26 protein-coding genes and 1 pseudogene are annotated in these 26,582 nt (G+C 70.1%); 14 read left to right on the top strand and 13 right to left on the bottom strand.

Going from position 1 to position 26,582, the window contains the following annotated elements; all coding sequences use genetic code 11:
- Positions 1-96 precede the first annotated feature (96 nt).
- The gene (locus ABCS02_RS01920; protein WP_345833922.1) at positions 97-753 is read left to right on the top strand and encodes a hypothetical protein; all 657 of its coding nucleotides are present in this window, start codon (positions 97-99) and stop codon (positions 751-753) included.
- A 233-nt stretch (positions 754-986) separates the two neighbouring features.
- Here ABCS02_RS01920 and ABCS02_RS01915 read toward each other — a convergent pair whose 3' ends face one another.
- From ABCS02_RS01915 to ABCS02_RS01890, 6 genes are all read right to left on the bottom strand, one after another.
- On the bottom strand, positions 987-3,209 hold the full coding sequence (locus ABCS02_RS01915) for a beta-galactosidase (RefSeq protein ID WP_345833921.1): 2,223 nt from the start codon (positions 3,207-3,209) through the stop codon (positions 987-989).
- Positions 3,206-4,378, bottom strand: a complete 1,173-nt coding sequence (locus ABCS02_RS01910) for a family 1 glycosylhydrolase (protein ID WP_345833920.1) — start codon at positions 4,376-4,378, stop codon at positions 3,206-3,208. The genes ABCS02_RS01915 and ABCS02_RS01910 overlap by 4 nt, the downstream gene beginning before the upstream one ends.
- Before the next feature lie 38 nt (positions 4,379-4,416).
- Positions 4,417-6,108 carry an ABC transporter ATP-binding protein gene (locus ABCS02_RS01905; RefSeq protein WP_345833919.1) on the bottom strand — a complete coding sequence of 564 codons (1,692 nt, stop codon included), beginning with the start codon at positions 6,106-6,108 and terminating at the stop codon, positions 4,417-4,419.
- Complete coding sequence (locus tag ABCS02_RS01900) at positions 6,105-7,076, bottom strand: ABC transporter permease (protein WP_345833918.1); 972 nt, start codon at positions 7,074-7,076, stop codon at positions 6,105-6,107. The genes ABCS02_RS01905 and ABCS02_RS01900 overlap by 4 nt, the downstream gene beginning before the upstream one ends.
- Complete coding sequence (locus tag ABCS02_RS01895; protein WP_345833917.1) at positions 7,073-8,053, bottom strand: ABC transporter permease; 981 nt, start codon at positions 8,051-8,053, stop codon at positions 7,073-7,075. Before ABCS02_RS01895 ends, ABCS02_RS01900 begins: the two co-directional genes overlap by 4 nt.
- 73 nt (positions 8,054-8,126) lie before the next feature.
- Positions 8,127-9,776: an ABC transporter substrate-binding protein gene (locus ABCS02_RS01890; protein ID WP_345833916.1), complete on the bottom strand. Its 1,650-nt coding sequence runs from the start codon at positions 9,774-9,776 to the stop codon at positions 8,127-8,129.
- Between the two features lie 172 nt (positions 9,777-9,948).
- Here ABCS02_RS01890 and ABCS02_RS01885 point away from each other — a divergent pair, with 172 nt between their 5' ends.
- The 4 genes from ABCS02_RS01885 (at position 9,949) to ABCS02_RS01870 (ending at position 14,023) form a co-directional block, all read left to right on the top strand.
- Positions 9,949-11,037, top strand: coding sequence for a LacI family DNA-binding transcriptional regulator (locus tag ABCS02_RS01885; RefSeq protein WP_345833915.1), 1,089 nt, complete (start codon positions 9,949-9,951; stop codon positions 11,035-11,037).
- A 47-nt stretch (positions 11,038-11,084) separates the two neighbouring features.
- Complete coding sequence (locus ABCS02_RS01880; protein ID WP_345833914.1) at positions 11,085-12,029, top strand: alkaline phosphatase family protein; 945 nt, start codon at positions 11,085-11,087, stop codon at positions 12,027-12,029.
- Between the two features lie 229 nt (positions 12,030-12,258).
- Positions 12,259-12,777 (top strand): hypothetical protein, encoded by a 519-nt coding sequence (locus ABCS02_RS01875; protein ID WP_345833913.1) that lies wholly within the window; start codon positions 12,259-12,261, stop codon positions 12,775-12,777.
- Between the two features lie 58 nt (positions 12,778-12,835).
- The gene (locus tag ABCS02_RS01870; RefSeq protein WP_345833912.1) at positions 12,836-14,023 is read left to right on the top strand and encodes an alkaline phosphatase family protein; all 1,188 of its coding nucleotides are present in this window, start codon (positions 12,836-12,838) and stop codon (positions 14,021-14,023) included.
- Between the two features lie 12 nt (positions 14,024-14,035).
- Here the strand turns inward: ABCS02_RS01870 and ABCS02_RS01865 are convergent, their stop codons facing one another.
- Positions 14,036-14,629, bottom strand: a complete 594-nt coding sequence (locus ABCS02_RS01865; protein WP_345833911.1) for an N-acetyltransferase — start codon at positions 14,627-14,629, stop codon at positions 14,036-14,038.
- A gap of 4 nt (positions 14,630-14,633) precedes the next feature.
- Positions 14,634-15,314: a GNAT family N-acetyltransferase gene (locus ABCS02_RS01860; RefSeq protein ID WP_345833910.1), complete on the bottom strand. Its 681-nt coding sequence runs from the start codon at positions 15,312-15,314 to the stop codon at positions 14,634-14,636.
- Positions 15,315-15,409: 95 nt separating this feature from the next.
- Between ABCS02_RS01860 and ABCS02_RS01855 the strand changes: the two genes are divergently transcribed.
- Positions 15,410-16,369, top strand: coding sequence for a diacylglycerol kinase family protein (locus tag ABCS02_RS01855; RefSeq protein WP_345833909.1), 960 nt, complete (start codon positions 15,410-15,412; stop codon positions 16,367-16,369).
- 113 nt (positions 16,370-16,482) lie between these two features.
- On the opposite strand, the gene ABCS02_RS01850 is transcribed toward ABCS02_RS01855, so the two are convergent.
- Positions 16,483-16,875: an SHOCT domain-containing protein gene (locus tag ABCS02_RS01850; RefSeq protein ID WP_345833908.1), complete on the bottom strand. Its 393-nt coding sequence runs from the start codon at positions 16,873-16,875 to the stop codon at positions 16,483-16,485.
- A gap of 185 nt (positions 16,876-17,060) precedes the next feature.
- Here ABCS02_RS01850 and ABCS02_RS01845 point away from each other — a divergent pair, with 185 nt between their 5' ends.
- Positions 17,061-17,477 carry a hypothetical protein gene (locus ABCS02_RS01845; RefSeq protein WP_345833907.1) on the top strand — a complete coding sequence of 139 codons (417 nt, stop codon included), beginning with the start codon at positions 17,061-17,063 and terminating at the stop codon, positions 17,475-17,477.
- A 115-nt stretch (positions 17,478-17,592) separates the two neighbouring features.
- The gene (locus ABCS02_RS01840; RefSeq protein WP_345833906.1) at positions 17,593-18,036 is read left to right on the top strand and encodes a VOC family protein; all 444 of its coding nucleotides are present in this window, start codon (positions 17,593-17,595) and stop codon (positions 18,034-18,036) included.
- A gap of 50 nt (positions 18,037-18,086) precedes the next feature.
- On the opposite strand, the gene ABCS02_RS01835 is transcribed toward ABCS02_RS01840, so the two are convergent.
- Positions 18,087-18,521, bottom strand: a complete 435-nt coding sequence (locus tag ABCS02_RS01835; protein ID WP_345833905.1) for a hypothetical protein — start codon at positions 18,519-18,521, stop codon at positions 18,087-18,089.
- 114 nt (positions 18,522-18,635) lie between these two features.
- On the opposite strand from ABCS02_RS01835, the gene ABCS02_RS01830 reads away from it, so the two are divergent.
- From ABCS02_RS01830 to ABCS02_RS01805, 6 genes and pseudogenes are all read left to right on the top strand, one after another.
- Positions 18,636-19,184, top strand: coding sequence for a TetR/AcrR family transcriptional regulator (locus ABCS02_RS01830; RefSeq protein ID WP_345833904.1), 549 nt, complete (start codon positions 18,636-18,638; stop codon positions 19,182-19,184).
- 231 nt (positions 19,185-19,415) lie between these two features.
- Complete coding sequence (locus ABCS02_RS01825) at positions 19,416-20,186, top strand: amino acid ABC transporter ATP-binding protein (protein WP_345833903.1); 771 nt, start codon at positions 19,416-19,418, stop codon at positions 20,184-20,186.
- A 1-nt stretch (position 20,187) separates the two neighbouring features.
- Positions 20,188-20,826, top strand: a complete 639-nt coding sequence (locus tag ABCS02_RS01820; RefSeq protein WP_345833902.1) for an amino acid ABC transporter permease — start codon at positions 20,188-20,190, stop codon at positions 20,824-20,826.
- Positions 20,823-21,494, top strand: coding sequence for an amino acid ABC transporter permease (locus tag ABCS02_RS01815; RefSeq protein WP_345833901.1), 672 nt, complete (start codon positions 20,823-20,825; stop codon positions 21,492-21,494). Before ABCS02_RS01820 ends, ABCS02_RS01815 begins: the two co-directional genes overlap by 4 nt.
- Positions 21,495-21,506: 12 nt before the next feature.
- On the top strand, positions 21,507-22,343 hold the full coding sequence (locus ABCS02_RS01810; protein ID WP_345833900.1) for a transporter substrate-binding domain-containing protein: 837 nt from the start codon (positions 21,507-21,509) through the stop codon (positions 22,341-22,343).
- A gap of 108 nt (positions 22,344-22,451) precedes the next feature.
- Positions 22,452-23,856, top strand: a pseudogene (locus ABCS02_RS01805) (DUF6421 family protein).
- 18 nt (positions 23,857-23,874) lie between these two features.
- Here ABCS02_RS01805 and ABCS02_RS01800 read toward each other — a convergent pair.
- The 3 genes from ABCS02_RS01800 to ABCS02_RS01790 all read right to left on the bottom strand — a co-directional run bounded on the left by ABCS02_RS01800 (position 23,875) and on the right by ABCS02_RS01790 (position 26,528).
- Positions 23,875-24,021 carry a hypothetical protein gene (locus tag ABCS02_RS01800; RefSeq protein ID WP_345833899.1) on the bottom strand — a complete coding sequence of 49 codons (147 nt, stop codon included), beginning with the start codon at positions 24,019-24,021 and terminating at the stop codon, positions 23,875-23,877.
- Positions 24,022-24,219: 198 nt separating this feature from the next.
- Positions 24,220-25,206, bottom strand: coding sequence for a LysR family transcriptional regulator (locus ABCS02_RS01795; protein WP_345833898.1), 987 nt, complete (start codon positions 25,204-25,206; stop codon positions 24,220-24,222).
- A gap of 5 nt (positions 25,207-25,211) precedes the next feature.
- Positions 25,212-26,528 carry a M20 family metallopeptidase gene (locus ABCS02_RS01790; protein ID WP_345833897.1) on the bottom strand — a complete coding sequence of 439 codons (1,317 nt, stop codon included), beginning with the start codon at positions 26,526-26,528 and terminating at the stop codon, positions 25,212-25,214.
- Positions 26,529-26,582 lie beyond the last annotated feature (54 nt).

Here is a 26,582-nt window from a genome sequence, read left to right as displayed (position 1 = left end):
TACGCAGTCTCATACAGTGGCAACCGGGGGTAGACGATGAGGTTTACGGGTATCAGGGTCGCGGCCTCACCTTATTGATCAGGAAGGAAAAAGGTGATGAGTTCTCTGCAGAGGAAGTTGGTCGGGGGGTTCGCGACTCTGGTCGCGGCGTCGCTGATGGTTGCGGGAACAGTGATGCCGGCGCAGGCGACCGAGGATCCGACTGTGGCCTCAGCGCGGTCGTTCCTCGCGAAGTTCGGAGCTGATCAGGCGACGCAAGATCGATTGATCGACACCTATTTGGCGGGGGGTACGTGGGATTCGCTCACGAGTTCGGCCCCGGTTTCGACTGAGCAGTACACAGCCTCGGATGGCGAGTACTCCGTCAGTACATACGCGGACGGGTCTATCGCCGTCACGCGTGCGGAGCTTCCATCAGCCTCGTCTGGAGGTGTCCAGCTTCGGGGGATCTCGGGTTGCACGGTCAGCGGCACAGCACGAAACAACTGCAAGATCGACATGTGGGTCGGCCTGGTGGCGATGAGTTTCTACGCTTCGTACAACCTCGGAAACAACACTGTGACGAACACGTATGGTGCAGGATGGTCGATCGGCGGCGCGTGCGGAGTCGATCTCATCTATCTGGGACGGCCGGCATCGAACATCGGACGCATGGACATCAAGGCTCAAATGTGCGGCCTGCCCTATTCGACCACGTTCTGGCTGCAGCTCAAGGTCAGCGGAGGATCGGCGACCGTAAGTTGGACCCCCTAGGAAGGGACGATCATGGGACCCGTGTTCTGGTGGAACTTCTGGAACGTCGTTGCGGTCGTTGCGCTGGCAGGCCTGGTTGTGGGTGTGACGATCTGGGTGAGACGCCGGCTGCGAGCACAGCGCGCATCGGCCAATTCGTCCGGCGGATCAACTGAGATGACGCACCCACGACGCTAGGCGAGCGATCAGCGCTCCGTTGTTGTCGGAAGGGCAGGGCTAGTTATTCGATCTATCTAGCCCTGCCGCTTCCTGGCTGACCATGCAATCCCGAAGATGCGGTGACCGCGCGCCGGAAGCACCACCGGCTCCGCCGCCACGGCGATGCCGTCGAACACCGGCCGCAGCGTCACCGGGTACGGCGCGACGTTGATCGCGACCACCGCGGCCGCCTCCTCGCTCGCGATCGGGACGGCGATCGCGCCCACGCGATCGGCCCCGAGCTCCAGCCGCGGCTTCACGCCCACCGACTCCAGCAGCGACCGCCAGAACCCGGCGTGCACCGGGTAGTCGGCGCCGAGCACCACAGCAACCCCGCCTCCGGACGTCTCGACGCGCATCGCCGCCGGGAGCCCGCTCCCGGTCTCCCGGAGCAGCGGCTCCCCCGCCCCGGCGAGGAGCTGCGCCCGCGTCACGCGGACCTCCCGCGCTCCGTGCCCCGCGAGCGGACCGGCTGCGCGCACGCTCGGGAAGTACTCCCGGTCCGCGTGCATGCTCTCCACCACGACGCCCGCACTGCTCAGGCCGAGCGCATCGGCGAGGACCGTGCACGCCGAGCCGTCGGCGTCCTCCGCGGGGAGGTCGCCGGCGAGCAGCAGGCGGCCCCCGGTCGCGAGGTGCCGCGCCAGGAACTCCTGCACGCCGCGGCCGAGCTCGCGTCCCGTCGCCAGGACGATGAGCTCGCGGTCGCGCCCGTCCCGGGTGTCGGCGGGCGCGCCCGCGCTCCACGCCTCGTCGCTTCCGGCGGCGGCCTGGAGGTCGAGCGCCCGGAAGCTCCAGCCGCCGAACACGAGCGCGCGGGCGAGGGTCTGCCGCACGCCGAGGCCGCGGTGCCGCTCGCGGTCGCGCACCTGCTCCGCGCGGCGGCCGGCCGCCGGATGCCGGTACTCGGTGAGATAGTGGTCGGCCACGAAGCCCAGCACCAGGTCGTCGGTGAGTTGCGTCGCCGTCGCGAACAGCGCGGCGTGCTCCGACACCGCGCGCGCCGCCTCCACCACCCCGTCGAGGCCTGCGGACGGGTCGCCCTCCGGTCCGATCGGCGCGGCGAACCCGTGCCGCTCGCCCGTGAAGGAGATGCGGTCGTTGCCGTCGCCCACCGGCTCGTCGAGGAGCGGGTTGATTCCGCCCGCGAACAGGTAGTAGTTGATCAGCCGGGTGCCCTGCGCCACGTCCAGCAGCGTCTTGAGCACGGTCGCCTCCGGCGAGACGAGCTGGGCGAGGTCCTCGCTGTAGTCCCCGCTGCCCGCGTCGAACTCCAGCGCGGTGAGGGGCTGGTCCGCGTCGTTCACCGCTGCCGTGAACGCGTTGGCGACGTAGAGGTCGGCGGCGTCGGTCACGGTGAGCTCGCCGAGGTACATGTCGGTGCCGCCCGCGACGCCCGGGCGGCCGCGGTACGCCTGCGCGAGCTGGCTGATCCCGATCGGGAACGTCAGCCCGCGGCCGGCGTCGGTGCCGTGGATGTTGACGAGCAGCGGCGCGGTGATCCCGGCCTCGCGCGCCCAGCCCTCCAGGCGCTGGAGGTACACGGCGTAGCGGCCACGCACGAACCGGCCGAGCTGCTGGTGCAGCGCGAGCTCCGCGTCGGTGCCCGCCGCCCCGGTGCGCGGGTCCGTCCTCTCCCCCGACCACTCCGCGAAGGCCCGCAACGCGTCGTCGGTGAGCGTCGGGGTGTTCGACACCCAGTCGAGCATCCCGACCTCGTTGTCGAGCTGCACGGCGATCACCGGGCCGCCGTGCTCGCGCTGCCGTGACGCGATCCCCGGGAGCACCGCGTCGAACCAGGCCGACGACTCCGCCAGGAACGCCGGGGCCAGGTAGTCGAGCGAGTGGGTCGATCCGGGCTCCCCGTCCCAGCCGAGCTGCCGCAGCTCGGGATGCTCGCGCAGCACGCGGTACGGGATGCCCTCGTTCTTCAGCTCCGCCATCTGGAACGGCCCCGGCCGCGCGATGAACCACAGCCCGTGCTCGGCGCAGAGGTCGATGAACGCGCCGAGGTCGCGCTCCGGCCGCGTCTCCCCGGTCAGGTCGACCGTGCCGCCGGGGAGCTCGTGCCAGATGCACGGGATGTACGACGCGACGGCGTTGAGCCCGGCCTCCCGGGCGGCCACGAGGCGGTCCACCCACTCGTCCCGCGGCACCCGGAAGTAGTGCAGCTCCCCGGCGAGCACCATCCGGGGCTCGCCATCGATGAGGATGCGCGAGCCGGCCAGCCGGGTCGGCAGCCCGGGCACCGCGCTCACAGCCCGTTCTGCCGCGCGATCGAGCCCAGCCGGCCGAGCGACGGCTTGGGGGTGCGCTCGAACGTCTCCAGGTCGACGCCGATGAGCCCGAACGTCGGCCGGTACCCGCTGGCCCACTCGTAGTTGTCGAGGGCGCTCCAGTGCAGGTAGCCGCGCACGTCCACCCCTTCGGCGATGGTCTCGTGGATGGCGCGCAGCGACGCCTCGGTGTAGTCGATGCGGCGGCTGTCGTCGGAGGTCGCGATGCCGTTCTCCGTGACCATCACCGGCGTGTGCCCGCTCTTCTCCCACGCCGAGCGGATGCCGTCGGCGGCGGCCTGCGGGAAGTACTCCCAGCCGGTCAGCGTCGTCTCGGCGTCCTCCGCCACCGGGCGCGGGCCCTCCGGCCCGATGAAGGTGCGGGTGTAGGCCTGCACCCCGACGAAGTCGTCGCCCGCGGACTCCTCCAGGTACCAGTCGTCGCGCGGGTAGCCGTACTCGTGCAGCATCTCGGCGGAGCCGGGCTCGTCGGTCGGGATGAAGTCCTGCGTGGCGATGGTCCAGCCGCTCTGCAGGCCGGGGACCGACGACAGCACCTCGCGCGAGCGTCTGTGTGACGCCAGCAGCGCGTCGGCGACGTGGAGGTCCGGGTTCGGGAGGCCGTAGGCGACCAGGTTCTCCGCCTTCTCCCCTCCCGCCAGCATCGCCGCGATGTTCGGCTCGTTGATTGTGCACACGTAGCGCACGCCGTCCTGGAGGATCGGCAGCACGGTCTCGGTGTAGCGCGCGAACAGGTCGGGCGCCTCGGGGTTGCGCCAGAAGCCGGCCTGGTCCATCCAGCGCGGCACGGTGAAGTGCATGAGCGTCACGACCGGCTCCAGGCCGACGTCGAGGCAGGCGTCGATCATGCGCCGGTAGTGGTCGAGGTTGGCGCGCGAGACGAAGCCGCGCTCCGGCTCGATGCGGGCCCACTCCACCGAGAAGCGGTAGCTGTTCAGGCCGGCGTCGGCGAGGAGGCGGAGGTCCTCCGGGTAGCGGTTGTAGTGGTCGGCGGCGTCGCCGCTCGGCTCCACGATCGACGTGCCGGGGGTGTGCTCCATGACCCACCAGTTGCTGTTGACGTTGTTGCCCTCCACTTGGTGCGCGGCGGTCGCGGCGCCCCAGAGGAAGCCGTCGGGAAAGGTGAGCACAGAGTTCTCCTTCGTTGTGGATGGAAGTCGGGGATCGGTCAGCCGCGCGACGGCGTCGGCACCGCGTCGAGCAGCCGCACCGTGTAGTCGTCCTGCGGGCGCTGCAGCACCTCGGCGGTGTCGCCGCGCTCGACCACGACGCCCTTGTCGAGCACCATGATCCGGTCGGTGACGAGCCGCGCGCTGAGCAGGTCGTGGGTGATGTAGAGCATGGACACGCCCCGGGTGCGACGCAGCTCCTCCAGCAGTGCGAGGACGCCGGCGCGCAGCGACATGTCGAGCATCGAGACCGGCTCGTCGGCGATGATCACCTGCGGGTCGCTGGCGAGCGCGCGGGCGATGACCACGCGCTGGCGCTGGCCGCCGGAGAGCTGGTGGGGCAGCCGGGTGGCGAACTTCTCGACCGGCGTGAGGCCGACCGTCTCCAGGAGCTCCAGCACGCGCATCCGGGCGGCGTTGCCGCGCAGGCCGGTGAAGTTCTCGACCGGCCTGGTCAGGATGTACTCCACCGTGTGCAGCGGGTTGAGCGCCGCGTACGGGTCCTGGAACACCATCTGCACCTCGGAGTGGAGCTGCTTCAGCGCGCGCCGGCCGCGGAGGGTGTCGATGCGGGCGTCCCCGAATTGGATCGTCCCGGAGGTCGGCCGCTCCACGCCGGTGATCATCTTGGCGATGGTGGACTTGCCGCTTCCGCTCGCGCCCACGAGCGCCATCGACATGCCGGGCTCCAGGGTGAAGGACACGTCGTCGACGGCGCGCGTCGCGCTGCCCCTGCGCCCCTTCGGGTAGACCTTCGTGAGGTTCGAGACCACGATCGGCGAACGCGCGCCGATGCGCTGCCGGGCCGCGTTGCCGGCGGCGCGGGCTCCCGCGACCGCGCTGGTGACCGGCGCCGGCCGGGCGACGCCCTCCTGCTGCCGCTCCAGCCCCGGCACGGTAACCTCGGCGGCCCGGGGGTCGCCGTAGTGGCTCAGCAGCATCTGCGTGTACGGGTGCTCCGGCGCGTTCAGGATGCGCTCGCTCGGGGCGTCCTCCACGATCACGCCGTCGTGCATGACGAGCACGCGCTGGGTCGCCTCCAGCACGACGCCGAGGTCGTGGCTGATCAGGATCGCGGTGAAGTTCTCCGACGCCTGGAGCTGGCGGATGGTGTTCATCACGGCGTGCTGCACGAGCACGTCGAGCGCCGTGGTCGGCTCGTCGAACACCATCAGCCGCGGCTCCAGGGCGAGCGCGAGCGCGATCGAGACGCGCTGGCGCATCCCGCCGGACAGCTCGCCCGGGTAGCGGGAGAGCGTGGACTCCGGCAGCTCGACCTTCGCGATCAGCTCCTCGGCGCGGGCGGCACGCGCCCGCGGCGGCACGTGACCGTGCGCGGCGAAGATGTCGAAGAAATGGTTGCGGATGGTGCGCACCGGGTTGAGCGCGTTCATGCCCGACTGCAGCACCATCGCGAAGCCGCCCTGGCGCTGGGTGCGCACCTCCTCGATGGAGAGCGCGGCGATGTCGGTGCCGTCGAACAGGATGCGGCCTCCCGCGATCCGCGCCGGCGGCTTGGACAGCCGGGTCAGCGCGAAGCCGAGCGTCGACTTGCCCGAGCCCGACTCACCGACGAGCCCGACGAACTCGCCCTGGCCGAGCTCGAAGCTCACCTTCTTCACGGCCTCGAACGACCGGCCTTTGCCCTCGTCGTAGACGACGGACAGGTCTTCGACCTTCAGCAGGCTCATCGTGCGGCCTTCCTCTCACGCAGACGGGGGTTGCTCAGCCCGTCGACCCCGAAGTTGATGAACGTCATGGAGACGGCGAACAGCGCGATCATGAAGCCGGGCGCGAAGAGCTGCACCCACTGGCCGGTGAGCAGCACGTTGCTGTTCTGCGCCCAGAAGAGCATGGTTCCCCAGCTCACCGTGTTCGGGTCGCCGAGGCCCAGGAACTCCAGGCCGGCCTCCGCGAGGATGGCCGCGGTCGCCGCGCCGAAGAAGCTCGCGACGATCAGCGAGGTCATGTTGGGCAGGATCTCCCGGAACACGATCCGGCTCGGGCTCTCGCCGCTGAACTTCGCCGCGGTGACGAAGTCGCGCGAGCGGAGGGTCTGCGTCTGCGAGCGCAGCACGCGGGCGCCCCACGCCCAGCCGGTCACCACGACGACGAACACGATCACGGCGATGCCGCCGTTGTGCAGGTACGCGGCGATCACGATCATGAGCGGCAGCGACGGGATGACGAGGAACAGGTTGACGACGAAGCCGACCCCCTCGCCCCAGAACGCGCGGACGTAGCCCCAGCTCAGCCCGACCAGGATCGCGACGATGGTGCTCACGAGGCCCGCGATCAGCGCGACCGAGACGGACACCCTGGCGCCCCAGATGAGCTGGGACAGCACGTCCTGGCCGACGCCGGTCGTGCCGAGCAGGTGCGCGGCGCTGCCGTCCTGGCTGTGCGGGAACGACGTGTCGTGCGGATCGTAGGGCGCGATCAGCGGAGCGAAGATCGCCATCAGGATGAAGAGCAGGAGGAGGACGACACCGAAGCGCGCCTTCGGCTCCGACCAGATGGTGCCGAACGCGCGGCCGAGCACGCGGAACGGGTTCCAGCTCTTGTTCTCGCGCTCGACGACGGCGGCGGCCGCGGTGGTCGTGGCGACGCCCGCGGGCTCCTCCGCTGAGCTCTCGGTGGGGTTCTCGGTCTGCGTCATCGTCTGGTCCTCGGGTCGAGCACGCCGTACAGGATGTCCACGAGGAAGTTCGCGATCAGGACGCTCACCGTGATGATGAGGAACAGCGCCTGCATCAGCGGGTAGTCCTGGTTGGTCACCGCGTGGAAGAGGAGGAGGCCGACGCCCGGGTAGGCGAAGACGGTCTCCACGAGGAGGGAGCCGCCGACCACGCCGCCGAGCACCATGCCGAACGACGTGAACTGCGGCAGCAGCGCGTTGCGGGCGGCGTAGCGTAGGGCGACGGTGCGCGTGCGGAGCCCGTTGGCCTCCGCGAAGGTCACGTAGTCCTCGCCGAGCGTGTTCACCATCGTGTTGCGCATCCCGATGATCCAGCCGCCGAACGCGGTCAGCAGGATCGTCAGTCCCGGCAGGATGCCGTGGTACAGCGCATCCGTGAAGAAGTCCCAGCTCCAGTTCGGCGTCGCCGTCTGCGAGTACGCGCCGCTGGTCGGGAACCAGCCGGCCACGTAGCCGAGAAAGAACAGCAGCAGCAGCGCGATCCAGAAGTACGGGAACGCGGAGAGGAACTGCCCGCCGACGGTCGGGATGGTGTCCCACGCGGTCCCGCGCTTCCACGCCGCCAGCACGCCGAGCAGCGTGCCGAGCACGAACGCCAGGACCGTCACCGTGCCGACCAGGACGAGCGTCCAGGGGAGGGCGGCGCCGATGAGGCTGGAGACGGACTGCGGGAAGTAGCTGAACGACGGCCCGAAGTCGAAGTGGACGATCTGGCCCAGGTACGTCACGTACTGGTCCCACAGGCTGCCGGTCGGCACGCCGAGCTGGGCCTCGATGGAGGCGCGCATCGCGGGCGACACCGGGCCGTTCTGGCTGAGCTTGGCGATCGCCGCGTCCGCGGGCGAGCCGGGCATCAGTCGCGGCAGGATGAAGTTGACCGTGACGGCCGCCCAGAGGGTGAGGACGAAGAGTCCCAGCTTTCCGAGCAGATAGCGCACGACGACCTCCTTTCCGTGTTCGGGCTGGCGGGATCGGGGCCGGTCGCGGACGTCGCCCGCGACCGGCCCGCGATCACTTCGCCTTCGTGAGGTGGGTGAGGATCAGCAGCGAGTTCTCGGTCCAGGTGGCCGGGGTCGCGTACGGGTTGCTCTCGCTCGGCCAGCCGGTGAAGCTCTTGTCGCTGAACAGGCCCCACAGGCCGCCGTAGAACATGCTGATGACGGGGACCTTGTTGTACATGACCTCCTGGAGCTGGTCGATGTACTTCTTCTGGTCGCTCGTCGAGGTGGCCGACCGGAGCTGCTGCAGCAGGCTGTCGGCCTGCGGGTCGCTGAACCGCTCGAAGTTGCCGGAGGCCGACGTGCCGACCGGCTTGACGAACTCACTGCTCATCAGGGTGTTGAAGTCCTGGTAGACGCTGCCGGCGCCGCCGAACGCGCCCATCAGGAGTTGGAAGTCGCCGTTGTTCTGCGCCTGCGTGTACGCGGCCGGCTGCGGCTGGTCGATCGTCACGGTGATCCCGATCGCCTGCAACTGCTGCTGGACGGCCTGCACTCCGCGCAGCCAGTCCGTGTAGCCGTTCGGCGTGGTGATCGTGACCTGGAGCGGCTGACCGGAGGCGTCGACCAGCTTGCCGCCCTTCTGCGTGTAGCCCGCCTTTGCGAACGACGCGAGCGCCTTCTGGGTGTCCTGCGAGATCATGCCCTGGTTCGGGAGCGACGAGTTCAGCCACTGCTGCGAGTTCGGCAGGAGCAGGCCGTTCTGGCCCGCGGCCTTCACGTAGCCCTCCTCGGCGTCCTGCGCGATCTTGTCGCGGTCGAGGGAGTAGCTGAGGCCCATCCGGAAGTCCACGTTGTTGAACGGGGCCTTGGTCAGGTTCGGGATCAGCGAGATGGTGCCGCCGGGCGGGAACCAGTACTTGTTGTGCTGCTTATTCGCGCCGACCCAGGTCTTGTCCACATTGTCGATGAACGAGTAGGCCCAGTCGTAGCCGCCCTTGACGAGCTGGAGGCCGGTGTTCGAGGCCGGCAGCACCAGCTTCTCCGCGGCCACCTTGTCCGCCTGCCAGTACTTGGTGTTCTTCACCATCGTGTACTGGTTCGGCGCGAAGGTGCCGACCGTGTATGGGCCGCTGGCGACCGGCTTGTCGTTGGTCCAGGTCACCGGGTCCTTGACGGACTTCCAGATGTGCTCGGGAACGATGATCTGCTGGTCGATGATGCTCGCGGCCGGGACGTTCGGGGCCTTGAGGTGGAACGTCACCGTGTCGCCCGACGAGCTGATCGTGTCGATGTTCTGCCACTGGCCGAGCAGGTCGAGCGCGGAGGTCTTCTTGATGAGGTCGAAGGTGTAGACGACGTCCGCCGGGGTGAGCGGCGTGCCGTCCGACCAGTTCACGCCCTTGCGGATCGTGTACTGGATGGTCTTCGGGTCGACGACCTTGTCGCCCGTCGCGAGGAACGGCGTGGCCTTGCCGTCGATGGAGTTCACCACCTGGAGGGGCTCGTACATGTAGTGCGCGCCGGTGCGGGCGTTGGGGGAGAACGGGTTGAAGTTGCGCACGAACGTCGGGTTTCCGCCGTCCGCCCCGAAGAGCAGCGAGCCGCTGGCTCCCGAGTTGCTGTTCGACCCGGAGGTCTGGAGGCTGCAGGCGCTCATCGCGAGCAGTGACGCTGCGGCGGCGAGGGCGACGAGCGAACGCTGGAGGCGCGTTCTGGACATTTTCATCGCGGTGTGGTCCCTTCAGTCGACGATGACTTGGTGCTCCGTCACTGTAAGCGCATACGGAAAGTCTTTCAACCCCACGCCTAAACAAGTCGCTCCGTGTCACAATGAGAGTCTGACAACGGATTCACAGACGAACTCGGGGAGAAACGTGGCGAGAAAACCGACGGTGTATGATGTCGCCGCGCACGCGGGAGTGTCCATCGCGACGGTGTCCCGTGTCCTCACCCGACCCTCCGATGTACGCGCTTCCACTCAGGAGCGGGTGCTCGCCGCCGTGCGCGAGCTGCGGTACGTGCCGAGCGGCAGCGCCCGCGGTCTCGCGGCCCGCCGCACCGGTGTGCTCGGGCTGTTCCTGCCCGGCGTGGACGCGGTCCAGGACCTCAGCGACCCGGAGCTCAGCGACGCCGGAACGGTGGAGGTGCGGCGCGACCCCGCCACGCCCGACCACGGCAACGCGGCCAACCTGTACTTCGAGGAGGTGCTGCGCGGCTGCGAGCTGGAGGCGTGGCGGCAGGGCTTCTCACTGATGATCTGCGTCGGCCGCGGCCGCACGCCCGAGGGCCTCGAACTCACGCTGAACGATCTCGCAGGCAAGGTCGACGGCCTCGCCGTCATCGCGCAGAGCGCCCCGCACGACGTCCTGAAGCGGATCGGCGACACCATCCCGGTCGTCTACCTGGCCGGGCAGCGCCGTGGCGACGACTTCGACCACCTGACCGTGCGTAACCGGGAGGGCATGCGCGCCCTGACCGAGCACCTGATCGACGACCACGGCATCCGCGACCCCGTGTACCTGACGGGCCCGTTCGACTCCCCCGACGACGCCGAGCGCTACGGCGGCTTCGCGGACGCGCTGGAGGGCCGCGGCATCAACCCGACGGCGCTCCCGGTGCTGCACGGCGAGTTCTCCCGCGAGCGCGCCCGCGCCGTCGCCGAGGACCTGATCGCCCGCGGCAGCCTCCCCCGGGCCCTGGTCTGCGCCAACGACCAGATGGCGCTCGGCGTCCTGGACGCTCTGCGCCCGGCCGGCGTGCGCGTCCCGGAGGACATCATCGTCACCGGCTTCGACGGCATCGACGAGGGCGCCCGCTCGGAGCCGCGCCTGACGACGGTGATGCAGCCGATGCTGGAGCTCGGCCGCGCGGCGGTGCGCGCGATGGTCGCCCGCCTCACCAACCCGGACCTCGACCCGGTCAGCACGGAGCTGCCGGTGACGGTGCTGCTGCGGGAGAGCTGCGAGGGGCCGCTGGGCTGACCGGATCGAGTCGCCCGATCCTTCTTCGCCCGGCGTACGGTACTGCCATGAGCGGGAGGGCCCTGGCCGCGTGCGCGCTCGCCGGCGTGCTCGTCCTCGCCGGATGCGCGCCTGGCGCCGCGCCCACGCCGGCGAGCCCGCCGGCCGCTATTCCGTCCCCCACGCGCGCTGTGCCCTCTTCCCCGCCGGCCGCCGTCGCGACCGCGATCCAGCACATCGTCGTGATCGTGGACGAGAACAAACCGGCCGGCTCCGTCATCGGCGACCCGCAGGCCCCGTATCTGACCTCGCTCGCGCGGACCGGCGCGCTCGCCACCGCGTATTCGGCGATCACCCACCCGAGCCTCCCGAACTACCTGGCGCTCACGAGCGGCACGACCGCGGGGATCACGACCGACTGCAACCCGCCCGGCGGCTCCTGCCTCGTCACCGGCCCGAACCTCGCCGAGGAGCTGGACCACGCCGGCCGTTCGTGGCGGATGTACGCCGAGAGCATGCCGTCGCCGTGCACCACGGCGAACACGAGCCTGTACGCCGTGAAGCACAACCCGTTCCTGTACTTCCCGAGCGTGACGGGCTCCGCGTCGTACTGCGCCGCGCACGACGTCCCGTATTCGCGCTTCGCCGGCGACCTCGCATCGGCCGCGACGCTCCCGGCGTTCTCCTTCATCAGCCCGAACCTCTGCGACGACATGCACGACTGCTCCGTCGCGGCGGGCGACGCCTGGCTCCGGGCGAACGTCCCGCCGATCCTGGCGTCACCGGCGTTCACGACGCAGCGCTCGCTGCTGGTGGTGACGTTCGATGAAGGAGACTCGTCGGACAACGTGGTCGCGTGCGTGTTCGCGGGGCCGGCGGCGCGGACGCACACCGTCGTCGCGACGCCGTACACGCACTATTCGCTGCTGCGGACGATCGAGGAGGTGTGGGGGCTGGCGTCGCTGACCGGCGCGGACGACCAGGCGGTGGGTATGACGGGGATGCTGCGGTAGACGATTCTCTCTAAAACGTGGACTCATACATATTGACGCGAGATCGTGAAACGTGACAGTGTCGAACAAGCCGGTACCGGCATCGCCCACCTACGAACATCGCCGGCAGAGACCGGCGTCTTGGAGTCATGTGCTTCGCGATCAGTTCACGCCGCACCGAAATCAGGCGATAGTCCTCGTCGGAGGCGCGGCCGCCCTCCTCAGTGTCGCCATTGGGGCATCGATCGGCATGAGCAGTGCGACCGCCGAAAAGTATGCGTCCAACGGCCCCGAGCCGCGCGCGGTGATCGCAGCGCTCGGCCGTTCGACGGACATGTTCCCCGCGGGCGTCGACACCGAAGGGCTGATCGCGGGAGGAATCGACCGAAGCACACTGCGGAAGCTCGGGTCGGACGGACCGAAGTCGTTCTGGGCAGGCGTCGATCACGCGGGCGACATCTGCCTTGTCACCGTCCTCGACGTGCACATCACGACCGCGGCCGCGTGCAGCGCTCCGAAGGACGTGGAGGCGAACGGGCTCGACCTGTCCGCTGCCGGCGACAGCACTCAGCCGGACGGCGACCCCATCGTGGCCGTTCTGCTCCCGGACTCGGCCGACGCCGAGCCGATCACCGCAGGGAAGCATCCGTGGACGAGGTACGGAGACAACCTGCTCGTCGCCAAGCAGTCCGATATTCCCGAGGACGTGACGTACGAGTTCGTCCGCAAGCGCGGTCATAGCGGGCCGAGGATCAGGTACCCCGGGTAGCGCGAATCGCCTCCATCACCTCTGGCGTGTCGGCCGCCCGCGTGCTTCCGTGGGACCCATGGCAGCGGTGAAGCGCGCGATCGTCTTTATCCAGGAGAACAAGACAACCGACTTCTACTTCCCCTCCCTCGCGGAGTGGGGCGCCGAGGTCGCGAACAACGGGAATCTGCGCACCAGCGCCCCCGACTTCGATCAACCCCACGACCGGAACGCGTGGGTGCATTACGCGATGGGCGACTATCCCGCCGAGGCGATGCAGCTCGACAACGACCAGGTCATCCCGTATTACAGCTGGCTCGCCAAGAACTTCGTGTTCAGCGACCACCATTTCGGCTCCGGCTCGAACTCGACGCCAGGCCACATGCTGGCCGTCGGCGGGCAGATGCCGACGCTCAAGAACCCGCCGTTCGTGGGCGCGCACCCGGTGTGGGACCTGCCCTCGATCTTCAGCGTCGCCCAGAAGGCCGGCGTGAGCTGGGGCGCGTTCCCCGACCAGGACGGCTACCCGGTCAAGTTCTACACGACCACGTCCACCCCGCCGGGATCGAGCGACGTGCACCCGCCGTCGCAGTTCATCCCGATGGCGAAGGGCGGGACGCTGCCGGACGTCTGCTATGCCTGGTCCCCCGGCGGCTACGACGAGCACCCGCCGGCGACGCCCGCGCCCGACTACGTGACCAAGGGCCAGGGCCTGGTCTGGCAGCGCGTGCAGGCGGTGATCGACGGCGGCGGCTGGGACGAGACGGTCTTCATCCTGACCTGGGACGACTGGGGAGGCTACGCCGACTCGGTGCCGACGCCGGCGATCGAGACGGCGCCGGACGCGCTGCACCCGGACGGCTTCCAGGTCATCGGCGGCTCGCGCATCCCGCTGCTCATGTTCGGCGGCGCGGTCACCCAGGCGATCGACCCGGAGTGGCACTCGCACGCCTCCATCCCGAAGACGATCTGCGACCTGCTCGGGCTCGGCGCGTTCGGGGTGCCGCGCGTGGACGACGCGCCCTCGCTCGCGCACCTGGTGCAGCCGGGGCTCGGGAGGCCGGTGCCGCCGGCCCCGGGCAGCACGATCACGCAGCCGACGCCGCCGACCCCGCGGCCGAGGCCGGTGCAGCCGAAGCCGTGGCCGGGGCCGTTGGGTCAGCCGCTGCCGGCGCTGGTGACGCTCGACGAGAGCACGGTGCCGGCGCCGGTGGACGGGAAGGTGAACGCGAAGCCGCCGAAGGCGCCGGTCGCGCCGCCGGCGTGAGCGAATGATCCCCTAGCTGTACGCCAGGAAGCGCCCCGGCTTCCCCGGCTCCACATACTCGAACCGGCGCACCAGCCCCGCGCCCTCGAGGAGCCCCACCTGCTGCGCGAACGGCTCGCTCGTGACGAACACCGTCCGCTCGACCGGCCACTCCTCCGCGAACCACGCACGCAGCGCGCCGAGCAGGCGCGCGTCCAGCCCGTCCGCCATGCGCGAGCGGCGCACCCAGAAGAAGACGACCGCCTCCACGTCCTCCCACGGGTCGTCACCGACCGCCGTTACCGTGGACTCCGCCAGGAACCTCGCGCTGGTGTCGAACACGTACACACACCCGAGACACGAGGTGTCCCCCGGGTCGCGCACCGTGTAGCTGAACGCCTTGTGCTCGCGGTGCCGCTGCTCCATGCCGGCCAGGTCCTCGCGGTTCGCCGCGACGGTGAAGTCGTCAGCGGGCCAGGAGGACTGCTCCCACAGCCGCAGCTCGTCGCGCGTCTCCATCAGGGCCGCGTGGTCGTCCGGCGCGTCGTCCGCGGTGATCGGGCGCAGGACGAGCTCCGCCGTCCGCAGCCCGGACGGGATCGGCACGGCCGGGTCGGTCAGCCGCACGACGTCATCCCGCCGTCCGGCACACCAGAACGTTCAGGCGTGCGCGGCGGGTGAACCCGAGCCGCTCGTACACCGCCACCGCCCGCTCGTTCACGGTCTCGACGTGCAGGAACGGCCGCTCGCCGCGGTCGAGGATCCCGCGCATGACGGCGAGCATGACCTGCAGCGCGAAGCCGCGGCCCCGCCACTCCGGGTCTGAGCAGACCGCGCTGACCTCGCACCAGCCGTCCGGGCGCATCCGCTGGCCGGCCATCGCCGCAAGCCGGTCGCCGACGCGGACGCCGTGGTAGCCGCCGAAGTCGATCGTGCGCGGGAGGAACGGGCCGGGCCTGGTGCGCTCGACCAGGTCGAGCGCCTCCGCGACGTCGGCCTCCCCGAGCGGGACGAGGCGCGCGTCGTCGCCGAGCGCGGGCGGCGCGGGGAGGTCGGCGCCCTCGAACACGTACTGGTAGCAGTCGTACCCGGCGACGGCCTCCCAGCCCTCCGGCGCCGCGTCGGAGAACACGCCAAGCGTCGCCCCCGGCCCGACGAGACCGGCCAAACGGGACCAGTCCGCGTCGCTGCCCCGGTCGGCGACGGACGCGAACGGCGACATGTCGGGCGGGTAGCGGCGGGCCACGTCGTCCCCGACGGCGAGCGCGGCGTGCGGGCCGGTGAGGGCGTTCCAGGCGGGGTCGTCGAGCACGTGCATCCCCTCAGCCTGGCACACGCTCGCCCACGGAGGCGTACTGTCTGGGTCAGCGTCGCGCCGCCCGAGCACGACGCGCGAAAGGAAGACGGATGAGCAGGGCCGCGATCGTGGTCAACCCGGTGAAGACCGACCCGGAACGGCTGCGGGAGGCCCTCGCGGCCGCCGAGCGCCGGCACGGCTGGGAGGACACCCTCTGGCTGGAGACGACGGAGGACGACCCGGGCACGGGCCAGACCCGCGAGGCGCTGGAGCAGGGCGTGGACGTGGTGATCGCGGCCGGAGGCGACGGCACCGTGCGCACGGTCGCCGAGGAGCTGCGCGGCACCGACACGGCACTGGCGCTGCTGCCCTCCGGCACCGGCAACCTCCTCGCCCGCAACCTCTCGCTGACCCTGGACGACGTCGAGCACGCCCTCGACACGGCGTTCGACGGCGCGGACCGGGCCATCGACGTCGGCCTCGCCGAGCTGCGCGACGGCCGCGACGGCACCGAGCGGCGCGCCTTCCTCGTCATGGCCGGGCTCGGGATCGATGCCAAGATGATCGCGGCGACCGACGAGGACCTCAAGGCCAAGGCCGGGTGGATCGCGTACGTGCACGCGATGGGGCGGGTGCTGCGCGACAAGAACGAGCTGCGCCTGCGCTACCAGCTCGACGGAGGCCACACACACTCGCTGCGTGCGCACACCGTCATGATCGGCAACTGCGGGTCGCTGCAGGCGGACATCCTGCTGCTCCCGGACGCGGCCGTGGACGACGGCATCCTCGACATCGTGGTGCTCCGGCCGGAGAGCATCGTGGGCTGGGCGCGGATCGTCGTCAAGATCTTCTGGGAGAACGGCGTGCTGCGCCGCACCAGCGTCGGCCGCCGCCTGATGCGCGACGACCGCGAGGTGCACGCGATGAACTACCTCAAAGGCAAGGAGATCGTGCTGACCTCCAGCCGCCCGGAGCAGGTCGAGCTCGACGGCGACCTCTTCGGGGAGGTGACCTCGATGCGCGTCCGCGTCGACCCCGGCGCCCTGCGGGTGCGCGTTCCCCGCGGGTGAGCGGCGGCGTATGCTGATGGTCCCCGTAGCTACGGGTATGGGGAAAACACGCCAGAGCCCGGCCGAGCGATCGGTCGGGCTCTGGTGCGTTCGGGCCACGGTTCTGTAAGGGACTATGCGGCCCCGCTGAGCGCCTTGGCCTTGAGCGTCTCGAACTCGGCCGGCGTGATCGTGCCGGCGTCGAGGAGCTGCTTGGCCGACTCGATCTCCACGGCGGGCGAGGTCGTCCCCGTCCCCGCCACCGAGCGGATGTAGTCGGCGGAGGCGGCCTGGGCCTGCATCGAGCCCGCTGCGCTGCGCTGCGCCATGCGACCGCCGCGAGCGATCAGGTAGATGAAGGCGGCGAGGAACGGCACCACCACCAGGAAGATGCACCAGAGCGCCTTGGCCCAGCCGTTGAGCTCAGGGTCGCGGAAGAGGTCGATGAACACCCGGATGAAGATCGTGATGCAGACGAACACCAGGTAGAACCAGAACGACCAGACGAGGAAATCCCAGAAAGTCATGGCGACTCCGATCGGTTGGCGGGAGCGAGTGCCGCTCCGCGTGGCCGAACGGTACGACGCCGCAGCCCGGCTCGGCAAGAGGTCAATCCGGCCGCGGAGGCAGGCCGAAAACCCGCTGTTGCCAAGTGCACTTTTTCGATGCATCATGCAGCCGAAAGCACCACACAGAGCGAGGAGTCGGCACCATGACTCAAACACAGTCCCATCCTGGAGCGCAGCGGACCGGCTGGGTCGGCTGGGTGTTCTTCGCGGCGGTCATGCTCCTGATCGGAGCAGCGATCGACATCTTCTACGGGATCATGGCGATCATCGGTCCCAACACCGCCTACTTCGTCGGCCCCAACGGCAGGGCGGCATCCTTCGACGTCGCCGGCTGGGGCTGGTGGTCGCTGGTCATCGGGGTGGGGTTGGCGCTGGCCGCCTTCTCGCTGCTCACCGGCCGCACCTGGGCGCGCATCTTCGCGGTCGTCGTCGCGGCAGTGAACGCCGTCACCCAGTTGATGTCGCTGCCCGCACAGCCCTGGTGGTCGATCGTGATGATCGCCGTCGACATCCTCGTCATCTACGCCGTCACCGTCCACGGAAAGGAAGTCCGAGCCTGACCGCCGTTCGCGCGCGGCCGCCGGATTCCCGCTGTTACGGGGGTTTCCGCGGACGCACCGGGGTCGCGCGCGAGCCCTCTCCCGAGCACGGGTGGGGGTGGGTACCATGCGTGCCATGCCCATCACCCTCGACAACGTCGGCATCGCCGTCCGCGACCTGGAGGCGGCGATCGCCTTCTTCACCGACCTCGGCCTGGAGGTCGTCGGCCGCGACACGGTCAGCGGCGAGTGGACGGACACCGCCGTCGGCCTCGACGGCAACCACGCGAACATCGCGCTGCTGCAGACGCCGGGCGGCCAGGGGCGGCTGGAGCTGTTCGAGTACCTCCACCCCGACGCGATCGAGACCGAGCCGACCCTCCCGAACGAGATCGGCATGCACCGCGTCGCGTTCCAGGTCGACGACATCGCGCACTCCCTGGAGATCGCCGCCGCCCACGGCTGCCACCCGCTCCGCGGCGTCGCCAACTACCGCGACATCTACAAGCTCACCTACCTCCGCGGCCCCAGCGGCATCCTCGTCATGCACGCCCAGGACTTAACGCGCGCCGAGACGTGAGTAATCGCGGGAATCCGGCGGTGGATTCCCGCGATTGGTCACGTCTCGGGTCAGTTGCCTGCTTGGAGCGTGGCGATTTGGGTGCGCGCGGCCTGGATCAGCTCGGCGTTGGTGTTCGCGTGGCCGGCGAGGCCCCAGCCGCCCTCGACGGCCTCGGTGAGGAGGACCCAGGTGCGCTCGGCGAGGGTGGGGTCGCCCGCGGCCTCCGCGACGATGGCGGTGAACTGCTCGACCACCGCGAGCTGCTTCGGCCGATCGAGCGCGCCGGCGTTGGTGAGCACCTGCACGCGCACGTAGTTCGAGTCCCCGTCGACGTTCGAGAGCGCACCGTCGGCGAGCTCGTGGACGAAGGCGGCGGTGTTCTTGCGGAACATCGGGATGTCGGGCACCTGCTCGATCACCTTGAGGGTGTCGGCGAGGGTCGCGGCGAGCGTGTGCGGGTCGGCGAAGGTGCCGGCGGTCGCGTAGACGTCGATCATGGGCATGGGACTCATCTCCTCGGTTCCGGGGTGGCGGGTCCAGTGTGGATTATGATGAGCGTCATAGTCAAGGCTTCTCGACGGAAAGGTCCACGGATGGTGTCGGATGCGAAAGCGCGCATGATCGAGGGCGCCGCCCGGCTGCTGGCCGAGAAGGGCCTCCAGGAGACGTCGTTCTCCGAGGTGCTCGCCCTCACCGGCGCGCCTCGCGGGTCGATCTACCACCACTTCCCCGGCGGCAAGGCGAGCCTGGTCGCGCAGGCGCTCGACCTCCAGCGCGCGAGGTCGATCGAGGTCATCGAGTCGGCGCGCGGCCTGCCCGCCGTGGAGGTCGCCGCGACGTTCCTGGACGCGTGGCGACGGCTGCTGCTGGCGTCGCGCTTCACGATCGGCTGCTCAGCCGTGGCGGTCGCGGTGGCCGCGGACTCCGACGACCTGCTGGAGCGCTCCGGCGCGGTGTTCCGCGGCTGGGCCGACCTCCTGGCGGAGCTGCTGACGCTGGGCGGTGTGCCGGAGGGCGCCGCGGGCGGAGCGGCAGTGATGCTCGTCGCGGGCAGCGAGGGCGGCGTCATCCTCAGCCGCGCGCAGTCCAGCATCGAGCCGTTCGAGGCGGTGGCGGAGCAGTTGATCGCGCACGTGCGGGGGCTCAGCGAGCCGGCTGAGCGCTGACACCGACGCCCTCGCACGCCCCAGCGAAAACACTCCTTACGCCACCCCAACCGACAGCGGCGCTCGTTCCGTAGCGCCCGCGACTGCGCCGACGCATCCTGGATTCAGAACAATCCACGACAACGACGCCGCAGTGTTCCCGTCCCGTCCCCGCATCGCCGCGGGGGCAGGACACCGCACCGAACACCGTCCAGGTCGATTGTCTCCACAGCCTCCAGGAACGAGTTCGCCATGCTGGAATCAGATCACCGTGACGGGATCGCCATATCGCTGCAGTCCGTCGTCAAACGCTACGGCGAGCACACCGTCATCGACGACGTGTCGCTCTCCGTGCGCGAGGGCGAGGTCGTCGCGATCATCGGCCCGAGCGGCGCGGGCAAGAGCACGCTGCTGCGCTGCGTCAATCTCCTCGAGGTGCCGGACAGCGGCCGCGTCACCGTCGAGGGCACCGTGATCGACGCGGGCTCCGAGATCAAGCGCAAGCAGCTCCAGGCGCTGCGCCGCGACGTCGGGATGGTGTTCCAGTCGTTCAACCTGTTCCCGCACATGACCGTCCTCCGCAACGTCAGCCTCGCGCAGGAGCGCGTTCTCGGCCGCAGTCGGACGGACGCCGACGCCCGGTCTCTCGCGCTGCTCGACCGGGTCGGGCTCGCCGACAAGGCCGGCCAGTTCCCCGGGCGCTGCTCGGGAGGCCAGCAGCAGCGCATCGCGATCGCCCGGGCCCTCGCGCTCGACCCGCACGTGATGCTGTTCGACGAGCCGACCTCCGCGCTCGACCCGGAGGTCGGGCTGGAGGTCCTGGCGGTGATGCGGGAGCTCGCGAAGTCCGGCATGACGATGGTCGTCGTCACGCACGAGATGCAGTTCGCGCGCGACGTCTCCGACCGGGTCGTCGTGATGGCCCAGGGCGCCATCCTCGAAGAGGGCGAGCCGGAGCAGGTCTTCACCGCGCCGGGCACGGAGCGGACCCGCCAGTTCCTGCGCGCGGTCCTGGAGCGCTGACATGGACCACCTCGCCGCCGTCGTCCAGGGCGTCCAGATGACGCTGCTGATCACCGTGTGCTCCTTCGCGATCGGCGCCGTCGGCGGTGTCCCGCTCGTGCTCGCCCGCCGCTCCCGGTTCGCGTGGCTGCGGCTCGCCGCCCGCGCCGTCATCGAGATCGTCCGCGGCATCCCTCCGCTGGTCTGGCTGTTCATCCTGTACTTCGGGATCGGCAGCGGCGCGATCAAGCTCGACTCGTTCACGGCCGCGATCATCGGCTTCGGGGTCGTCACCTCCGCGTACCTGGCGGAGATCTACCGCGGCGGCCTCACTGCGATCAGCGACGGCCAGTGGGAGGCCAGCGACGCCCTCGGGATGTCCCGCTCGGCCACCCTCGCCACCGTGATCGGGCCGCAGGTGCTCCGGGTGTCCATCCCCGCCGCGGCGACGTACGCGATCGGGCTGCTCAAGGACTCCTCCATCGCCTCGGTGATCGGCGTGCAGGACATCGTCTTCTTCGCCGGTCAGGACGCCACCCAGACCGCCAACGGCATCGTGCCGTTCCTCTGGGCCGCCGGCCTCTACATCGCCATGACCATCCCGTGCGCCTGGCTGACCCGGCGCCTCGACACCACGCTCCGGAAGAGGGTCGCCCGATGAATCTGATCGAGGACTGGATCCAGTTCTGGCCGCAACTGCTCGGCGGGCTCGGCGTGAGCCTGCGCCTCACCGGCGCCATCCTGGCCGTCGGGCTGCCCGCGGGCCTGCTGCTCGCGCTCGGCGCCGGCGTCCGCAACCGGGCGCTGCGGGTGACGACCATCGTCATCGTGGAGATCGGCCGCGGCACCCCCGCGCTGGTCGTCCTGCAGCTCGTCTACTTCGGCCTCCCGACCGTCGGCATCACCTTCGCGTCGTTCACCGCCTCGGTCATCGCCCTCGGCCTGACCACCGCCGCGTACACCAGCGAGATCATCCGCGGCGGGCTCCAGGCCGTGCCGGAGTCCGAGGTCGAGGCCGCCGACGCGCTCGGCCTCAGCCGGCGGGACGCGCTGCGCTACGTGGTGATCCCGCAGGGCCTCCGGATCGCGATCCCGCCGCTCGTCGGGTTCTCGATCATGATGTTCCAGGCCACCTCGCTCGCCTACACGATCGCGGTGCCCGAGCTGATGTCGCAGGCCTACTCCATCGGCTCCACGACCTTCCACTACCTGAGCATCCTCACTCTGGCCGGCCTCCTCTACGCGGCCATCACGATCCCGGCGAGCTGGTTGAGCGCGCGTGTCGAGAAAGCCCTGGCGCCCCACCGCGCGCCGGTCCCCACCCCCTGAAGGAGCAGCACCATGCCACACCGCAGTCTCACAGCAGCCGCCGCCGTCGTCGTCCTCGCCACCGCCCTCACCGGCTGCGCGGCCTCGTCCGGGAGCACCGGCGTCGCCGCCGGGTGCAAGCCGAAGGACACGTTCAGCACCATCGCCAAGGGGACGCTGACCGTCACCCTGTCCGCCCTCCCGCCGTTCATCACCTCGCAGGGCACCACCCTGGGCGGGATCGACGGCGACATCCTCAACGCCTTCGCCAAGGAGGAGTGCGTCACCGTCACCGCGACCCCGGTCGCGACCGCCGCGGTCATCCCCGCTGTCCAGACCGGACGCTCGGACATCGCCGCCGGGTCGTGGTGGCGGTCGGCCTCCCGCGCCAAGATCGTCGGGCTGACCCAGCCGGTCTACCTCGACCAGATGGCGTTCGTGTCGAAGGAGGGCTACGACACCGTGCCCTCGCTGAAGGGGAAGACCGTCGGAACGGTCGACGGCGACCTCTGGGTCGGCGAGGCCAAGGCGTACTACGGCGACGACCTCAAGATCTACAAGTCGACCACCGACATGTACCAGGACCTCAAGGCCGGACGCCTGCAGGTCGCGATGGACAGCTTCGGCTCCGGGTCCTTCAACGCACCGAACCTGAAGGTGAAGGTCGCCAAGCCGAACTCGGTGATCGGCGCCTCCCTCCAGCCGCCGCAGACCACCTTCCCGATCTCGTTCCAGAACCCCGCGCTCCTGAAGGCCCTCGACGGCTTCATCGCCACGATCAAGGCGAACGGTCAGCTGGCGAAGATCCTCGAGTCGCACGGGCTGCCCGGCTCGGCCGCGAACACCGGGGCGCCGCGGTTGATCGGCTGACCCGCGCGTCCCTCGACCACCCCAGACCGGCGGCGGGCGATGCGACCTCGACACCGTCGCTCGCCGCCCTCCATCCTTCTGCCCGCTCCTCGCCACGAAAGGGATCCCATGAACACCGAGCTCGACTACGCCGCCACCGCGACGCCGAACCGTGACCGCCTGCGCGCGAACCCCGACTGGCTCGCGCTGAAGCAGGCCGCCATCGACCTCCAGCAGCTCCAGGTGAAGGACGGCTCGCTGGACGAGCTGGCCAGCCGCACCTGGGCGGCGGAGCTGGTGCGCTCGATCCGCGAGTCGGTCGCGGCGCTTGCCCCCCTGTTCCCGCACGACGCGGCGTACCTGGCCGCGCTGGACCGGGACTTCGCCCGCTGGGCCCACGAGGGCTTCGGGGTGCCGGACTTCCGGGAGTCCCTCGTCGCCTTCCAGCCGCAGCGCCACCGGGAGGACGGCCTCGCGCACCTGGTCGTGTTCCCGATGTACACGCAGAACGGCAGCACGAACCGCTTCGTGGAGGCCGTGCTGGTCGAGGTCATCTGGCCCGACTTCATCGGCGAGCTGGAGACGCAGTACACCAACGGACTGTTCGTGTCGCTGTCGTTCATCGACTTCACCCCGGGCTACGACACCAACTCGGCGGTCCTGTTCCCGGAGAGTGTGTCCGTGGCGGAGGTGCCCACGTTCACGTGGGGTGCGATCTTCCAGGACCGGGAGGCCGCCCGCTACCGCCGCGTCGTGCGCGCCGCCGCCGAGATCACCAAGCTCGAGCTCCGAGGATGCGGCGCGGATGCTGGAGGACCAGCGGCTCACGGAGGAGACCTTCGTGATGTGGGACATCATCCACGACCGCTCCCACATGCGCGGCGACCTGCCCTTCGACCCGTTCATGATCAAGCAGCGGATGCCGTTCTTCCTCTACTCCCTGGAAGAGCTGCGCTGCGACCTCACCGCGTTCCGCGAATCCGTGCGGTTGGAACGCACACTCGGGGCGCTGCCGGAGTCGGAGCTGTCCGAGCCGCAGCAGCAGATCCGCGACCACGCCAAGCTCGTGCAGTACGCGGTGATCTTCGACCGGATCTTCCGGTTCGCGATCACCGGCAGCCGCGTCCGCAACTACGACGGCCTCGGCGGGCAACTCCTCTTCGCCTGGCTGCACCAGCACGACGTCCTGCACTGGACCGACACCCAGCTCACCATCGACTGGGACGAAGTCCCCGACGTGGTCGTGGCACTATCGGACCGGATCAACGACCTGTACTGGCGCTCCATCGACCGACCCAAGGTCGCGCACTGGCTCGCCGCGTACGAGATGCTCACCCAGACCCTCACCCCCAACCCGGCCTCGGCCTGGGCGCGCGGGCTGTCGGATGAGATCCTCGCGGGCGCGCCGAAGGGGTACACCGACGCGGTCCTGGACGACGAGTTCCCGCTCTCGATGTTCTACGAAGCCCTCAACAAGAAGATGGCCGCCGTCATCGAATCCACCTCCGGCATCACCGGGGAGAGCGACGGGTGAGTGTGGCGTCCCGCGCCGTCAGTGGCGCGGGAACCACACGGAGAGCTGCTGGGCGATCCGTCCGATCTCCTCGTGCTCACCCGCAGCGATCGCCACGATGAAATCGAACATGGCGTCCTCGTCGTAACGCTCGTCGTGGCCGTTGAGCTGGAAGAAGACGCTCACGCGTCCCGCAGTCGCTCGAGCAGGCCGGCGTTCTCCGTCACGATATGGTCGATCATCTGCGGAGTCGTACTAGCGTGCGCCGCAATGCTTCTTGCTGCGGGCGGGGGCATCGTCTGAGGAATGATCCGCCTCCTAGTATCGACGTGGTTTAGGAATATATCAGGTCCGGCACCACACCGAGGCTGCTCGCGCCGGCCCCTACCCCGCTACCGCCACCCGCCGAGCCAAGTACTCCACCTCGGCCACCCGGCGCCGCTGCTCGCCGGGGGCGAAGATGCCCGCCCCGTCCTCGACGAGCTCCCGCACCGTCTCCGCCAGCGCCGCCACCGCCTCCGCGGCCAGCGCGCTCTCCTGCTCGGCGCGACGCAGCGCCAGCACGTGCCGCCGGAGGCCCGGCTCCAGTGTCAGCAGCTCGGTCCCGTCCCCGGACTGCGCCGACAGCGCCGGCACGAGAGCGATCCCGATGCCCGCCTGGACCATGCCGCGCACCGAGTCCGCGCCGGCGCCGCGCATCGCGATGAGCGGGTCGAAGCCGGCTCCCCCGCACAGGCGGATCAGGCAGTTGTCGCCCGCCGAGCCCTCCCGGGTGGAGACCCAGGTCTCGGCGGCGAGGTCTTCGATCGCGACGGTTCCCGCGGAGGCGAGCGCATGCCCCTCCGGAACCATCAGGAACAACTCCTCATCGAGCAGCGGCGTCACCGTCGCGGCGGCGGGCCAGCGCTGAGGCACCAGGTCGTACTCGTAGACGACCGCCACCTCCAGCAGTGCGTCGCGCAGCTTGGCGACCAGCTCGTCCGGCTCGCCCTCGTCCAGCGCGAGGTCGACGTTCGGGTGCGACCGGCGGTAGCCGGCCAGGCTGCACGGGAGGAGGCGCTCGTTCACGGCCGCGAACCCGCCGACCCGGAGGCGGCCGAAACCCCCGGAGCTGAGGCCGCGCATGTCGTCCTCCAGCGCGCCGAGCGCCATCAGGATGTCGTGGGCGCGCTCGGCGAGGAAGAGCGCCGCGGCGGTCGGGCGGATGCTGTGCGCGTCGCGCTCGAACAGTGTCGCCCGGAGGCTGTGCTCCAGGGCCGCGACCTGCTGCGAGACGGCGGACCCGGTGTAGCCGATCTGGCGTGCCGCGTCCGCGAACGAGCCCGTGCGGACCACGACGGACAGCGTGCGGAGATGGACCGGGTTGAGCATGATCGTCAGGTTCCGTCGACGGAGGACGGGGCGAGCGCACTGACCGGAGCGGCCAGCAGCCGCTCCACGTCGACGCGCCCGCCGGCCGCCGCGAAGTCGCGGTCGACCGCGCCGCGCAGCACCGGGTCGGCCAAGTAGTCGGCCATCGTGGCCGCGAGCCCGATCGCGCTGTCGATGACGGCGGCGTCGCCGAGCGGGCTGACCGCCTGGAGGCCGAAGCGCGCCGTGTGCATGACGATCGGCTTCGGCGAGATGCTGACGGTGGGGTGGATGGCGGGGCGCCGGACGCTCACGTTGCCGAGGTCGGTCGACCAGCCACCGCCCACCAGGCCGGGCGGGTCGAGCACGATGCTCCGGCCGCGCGCGGACAGGTGGGTGAAGTATCGGGCCGCGAGCGGAGCGTTGCTGCGCACCGGGAGGTAGGCGGGGAACGGGTCCCACCTGGCCTCCAGCCGGGTGTCGGAGGCGAGGGCGGCGCCGTCGAGGATGCGCTGCACGCGCGCCGAGAGGTCCACGAGCTCGTCCAGGGACTCCGAGCGGACCTCGACCGTCAGCGCGGCGGTCTCCGGGACGACGTTCGTCGCGGACCCGCCGTTCGTGATGATGGCGTGCAGCCGGTCGGTGGCCGGGATGTGCTGGCGCAGCGCGGCCACGCCCTGATAGGCGGCGACGACGGCGTCCAGTGCGTTGCGGCCCTCGTGCGGCGCGGAGGAGGCGTGCGCTGCGATGCCGTGGAAGGTCGCCTCCACATCGCGCACGGCGAGGGAGGTGAACGACGCCACCTCGTCGGGCCCGGTGAAGGGGTGCACCATGACGACGGCGTCGATGTCGTCGAACGCGCCGGCGCGCTCCAGCACCTCCTTGCCGCCGCCGTTCTCCTCGGCCGGCGTCCCGAGCAGGACGACCGAGCCGCCCAGCTCCGCGAGCTGCGCGCTCACGCCGAGGAACGCGCCGACCGCTGCGGCGCAGATGACGTTGTGCCCGCAGCCGTGCCCGACCCCGGGCAGCGCGTCATACTCGGCGAGCACCGCGATCCGAGGGCGGCCCGTTCCTGACTGGGCGCGCAGCGCTGTCGGCACCCCGAACACGCCGACGGCCGGCGCGAAGCCGTGCCGGCGGAGGAACTCGGACACGATCGCCGCCGAGCGGTGCTCCTCGAACCCGATCTCGGGCGTCGAGTGGATGCCGTGGCTCAGCCCGATCAGGTCGGGGCGCGCCCGGCCGATCGTGTGCTCGATGCCCCGCAGGACGGAGTCGGCGGCGCCGGCGGTGCGGGCCGCCGCGGTTGCGGGGGCGTCGGCGGAGGAGCGTTCAGGTGACATCGTCGTCTACTCGATTCGGGAGCGTGAGTAAATACTTTTTCTTACGATAACCCC

It is taken from the genome of Microbacterium sp. X-17 (assembly GCF_039615055.1).
The sequence above is the reverse complement of the archived record's forward strand: the minus strand, read 5'-3'. Positions and strand labels throughout refer to the sequence as shown.

Bases quoted from the DNA above. Each gene is read 5' to 3' on its own strand.
- ABCS02_RS01850 (WP_345833908.1), bottom strand. From the start codon at position 16,875: ATGACTTTCTGGGATTTCCTCGTCTGGTCGTTCTGGTTCTACCTGGTG.
- ABCS02_RS01795 (WP_345833898.1), bottom strand. From the start codon at position 25,206: ATGCTCAACCCGGTCCATCTCCGCACGCTGTCCGTCGTGGTCCGCACG.
- ABCS02_RS01830 (WP_345833904.1), top strand. From the start codon at position 18,636: ATGATCGAGGGCGCCGCCCGGCTGCTGGCCGAGAAGGGCCTCCAGGAG.
- ABCS02_RS01835 (WP_345833905.1), bottom strand. From the start codon at position 18,521: ATGCCCATGATCGACGTCTACGCGACCGCCGGCACCTTCGCCGACCCG.
- ABCS02_RS01870 (WP_345833912.1), top strand. From the start codon at position 12,836: ATGGCAGCGGTGAAGCGCGCGATCGTCTTTATCCAGGAGAACAAGACA.
- ABCS02_RS01825 (WP_345833903.1), top strand. From the start codon at position 19,416: ATGCTGGAATCAGATCACCGTGACGGGATCGCCATATCGCTGCAGTCC.
- ABCS02_RS01790 (WP_345833897.1), bottom strand. From the start codon at position 26,528: ATGTCACCTGAACGCTCCTCCGCCGACGCCCCCGCAACCGCGGCGGCC.
- ABCS02_RS01810 (WP_345833900.1), top strand. From the start codon at position 21,507: ATGCCACACCGCAGTCTCACAGCAGCCGCCGCCGTCGTCGTCCTCGCC.
- ABCS02_RS01820 (WP_345833902.1), top strand. From the start codon at position 20,188: ATGGACCACCTCGCCGCCGTCGTCCAGGGCGTCCAGATGACGCTGCTG.
- ABCS02_RS01905 (WP_345833919.1), bottom strand. From the start codon at position 6,108: ATGAGCCTGCTGAAGGTCGAAGACCTGTCCGTCGTCTACGACGAGGGC.
- ABCS02_RS01900 (WP_345833918.1), bottom strand. From the start codon at position 7,076: ATGACGCAGACCGAGAACCCCACCGAGAGCTCAGCGGAGGAGCCCGCG.
- ABCS02_RS01880 (WP_345833914.1), top strand. From the start codon at position 11,085: ATGAGCGGGAGGGCCCTGGCCGCGTGCGCGCTCGCCGGCGTGCTCGTC.
- ABCS02_RS01840 (WP_345833906.1), top strand. From the start codon at position 17,593: ATGCCCATCACCCTCGACAACGTCGGCATCGCCGTCCGCGACCTGGAG.
- ABCS02_RS01890 (WP_345833916.1), bottom strand. From the start codon at position 9,776: ATGTCCAGAACGCGCCTCCAGCGTTCGCTCGTCGCCCTCGCCGCCGCA.
- ABCS02_RS01920 (WP_345833922.1), top strand. From the start codon at position 97: ATGAGTTCTCTGCAGAGGAAGTTGGTCGGGGGGTTCGCGACTCTGGTC.
- ABCS02_RS01855 (WP_345833909.1), top strand. From the start codon at position 15,410: ATGAGCAGGGCCGCGATCGTGGTCAACCCGGTGAAGACCGACCCGGAA.
- ABCS02_RS01875 (WP_345833913.1), top strand. From the start codon at position 12,259: ATGAGCAGTGCGACCGCCGAAAAGTATGCGTCCAACGGCCCCGAGCCG.
- ABCS02_RS01845 (WP_345833907.1), top strand. From the start codon at position 17,061: ATGACTCAAACACAGTCCCATCCTGGAGCGCAGCGGACCGGCTGGGTC.
- ABCS02_RS01815 (WP_345833901.1), top strand. From the start codon at position 20,823: ATGAATCTGATCGAGGACTGGATCCAGTTCTGGCCGCAACTGCTCGGC.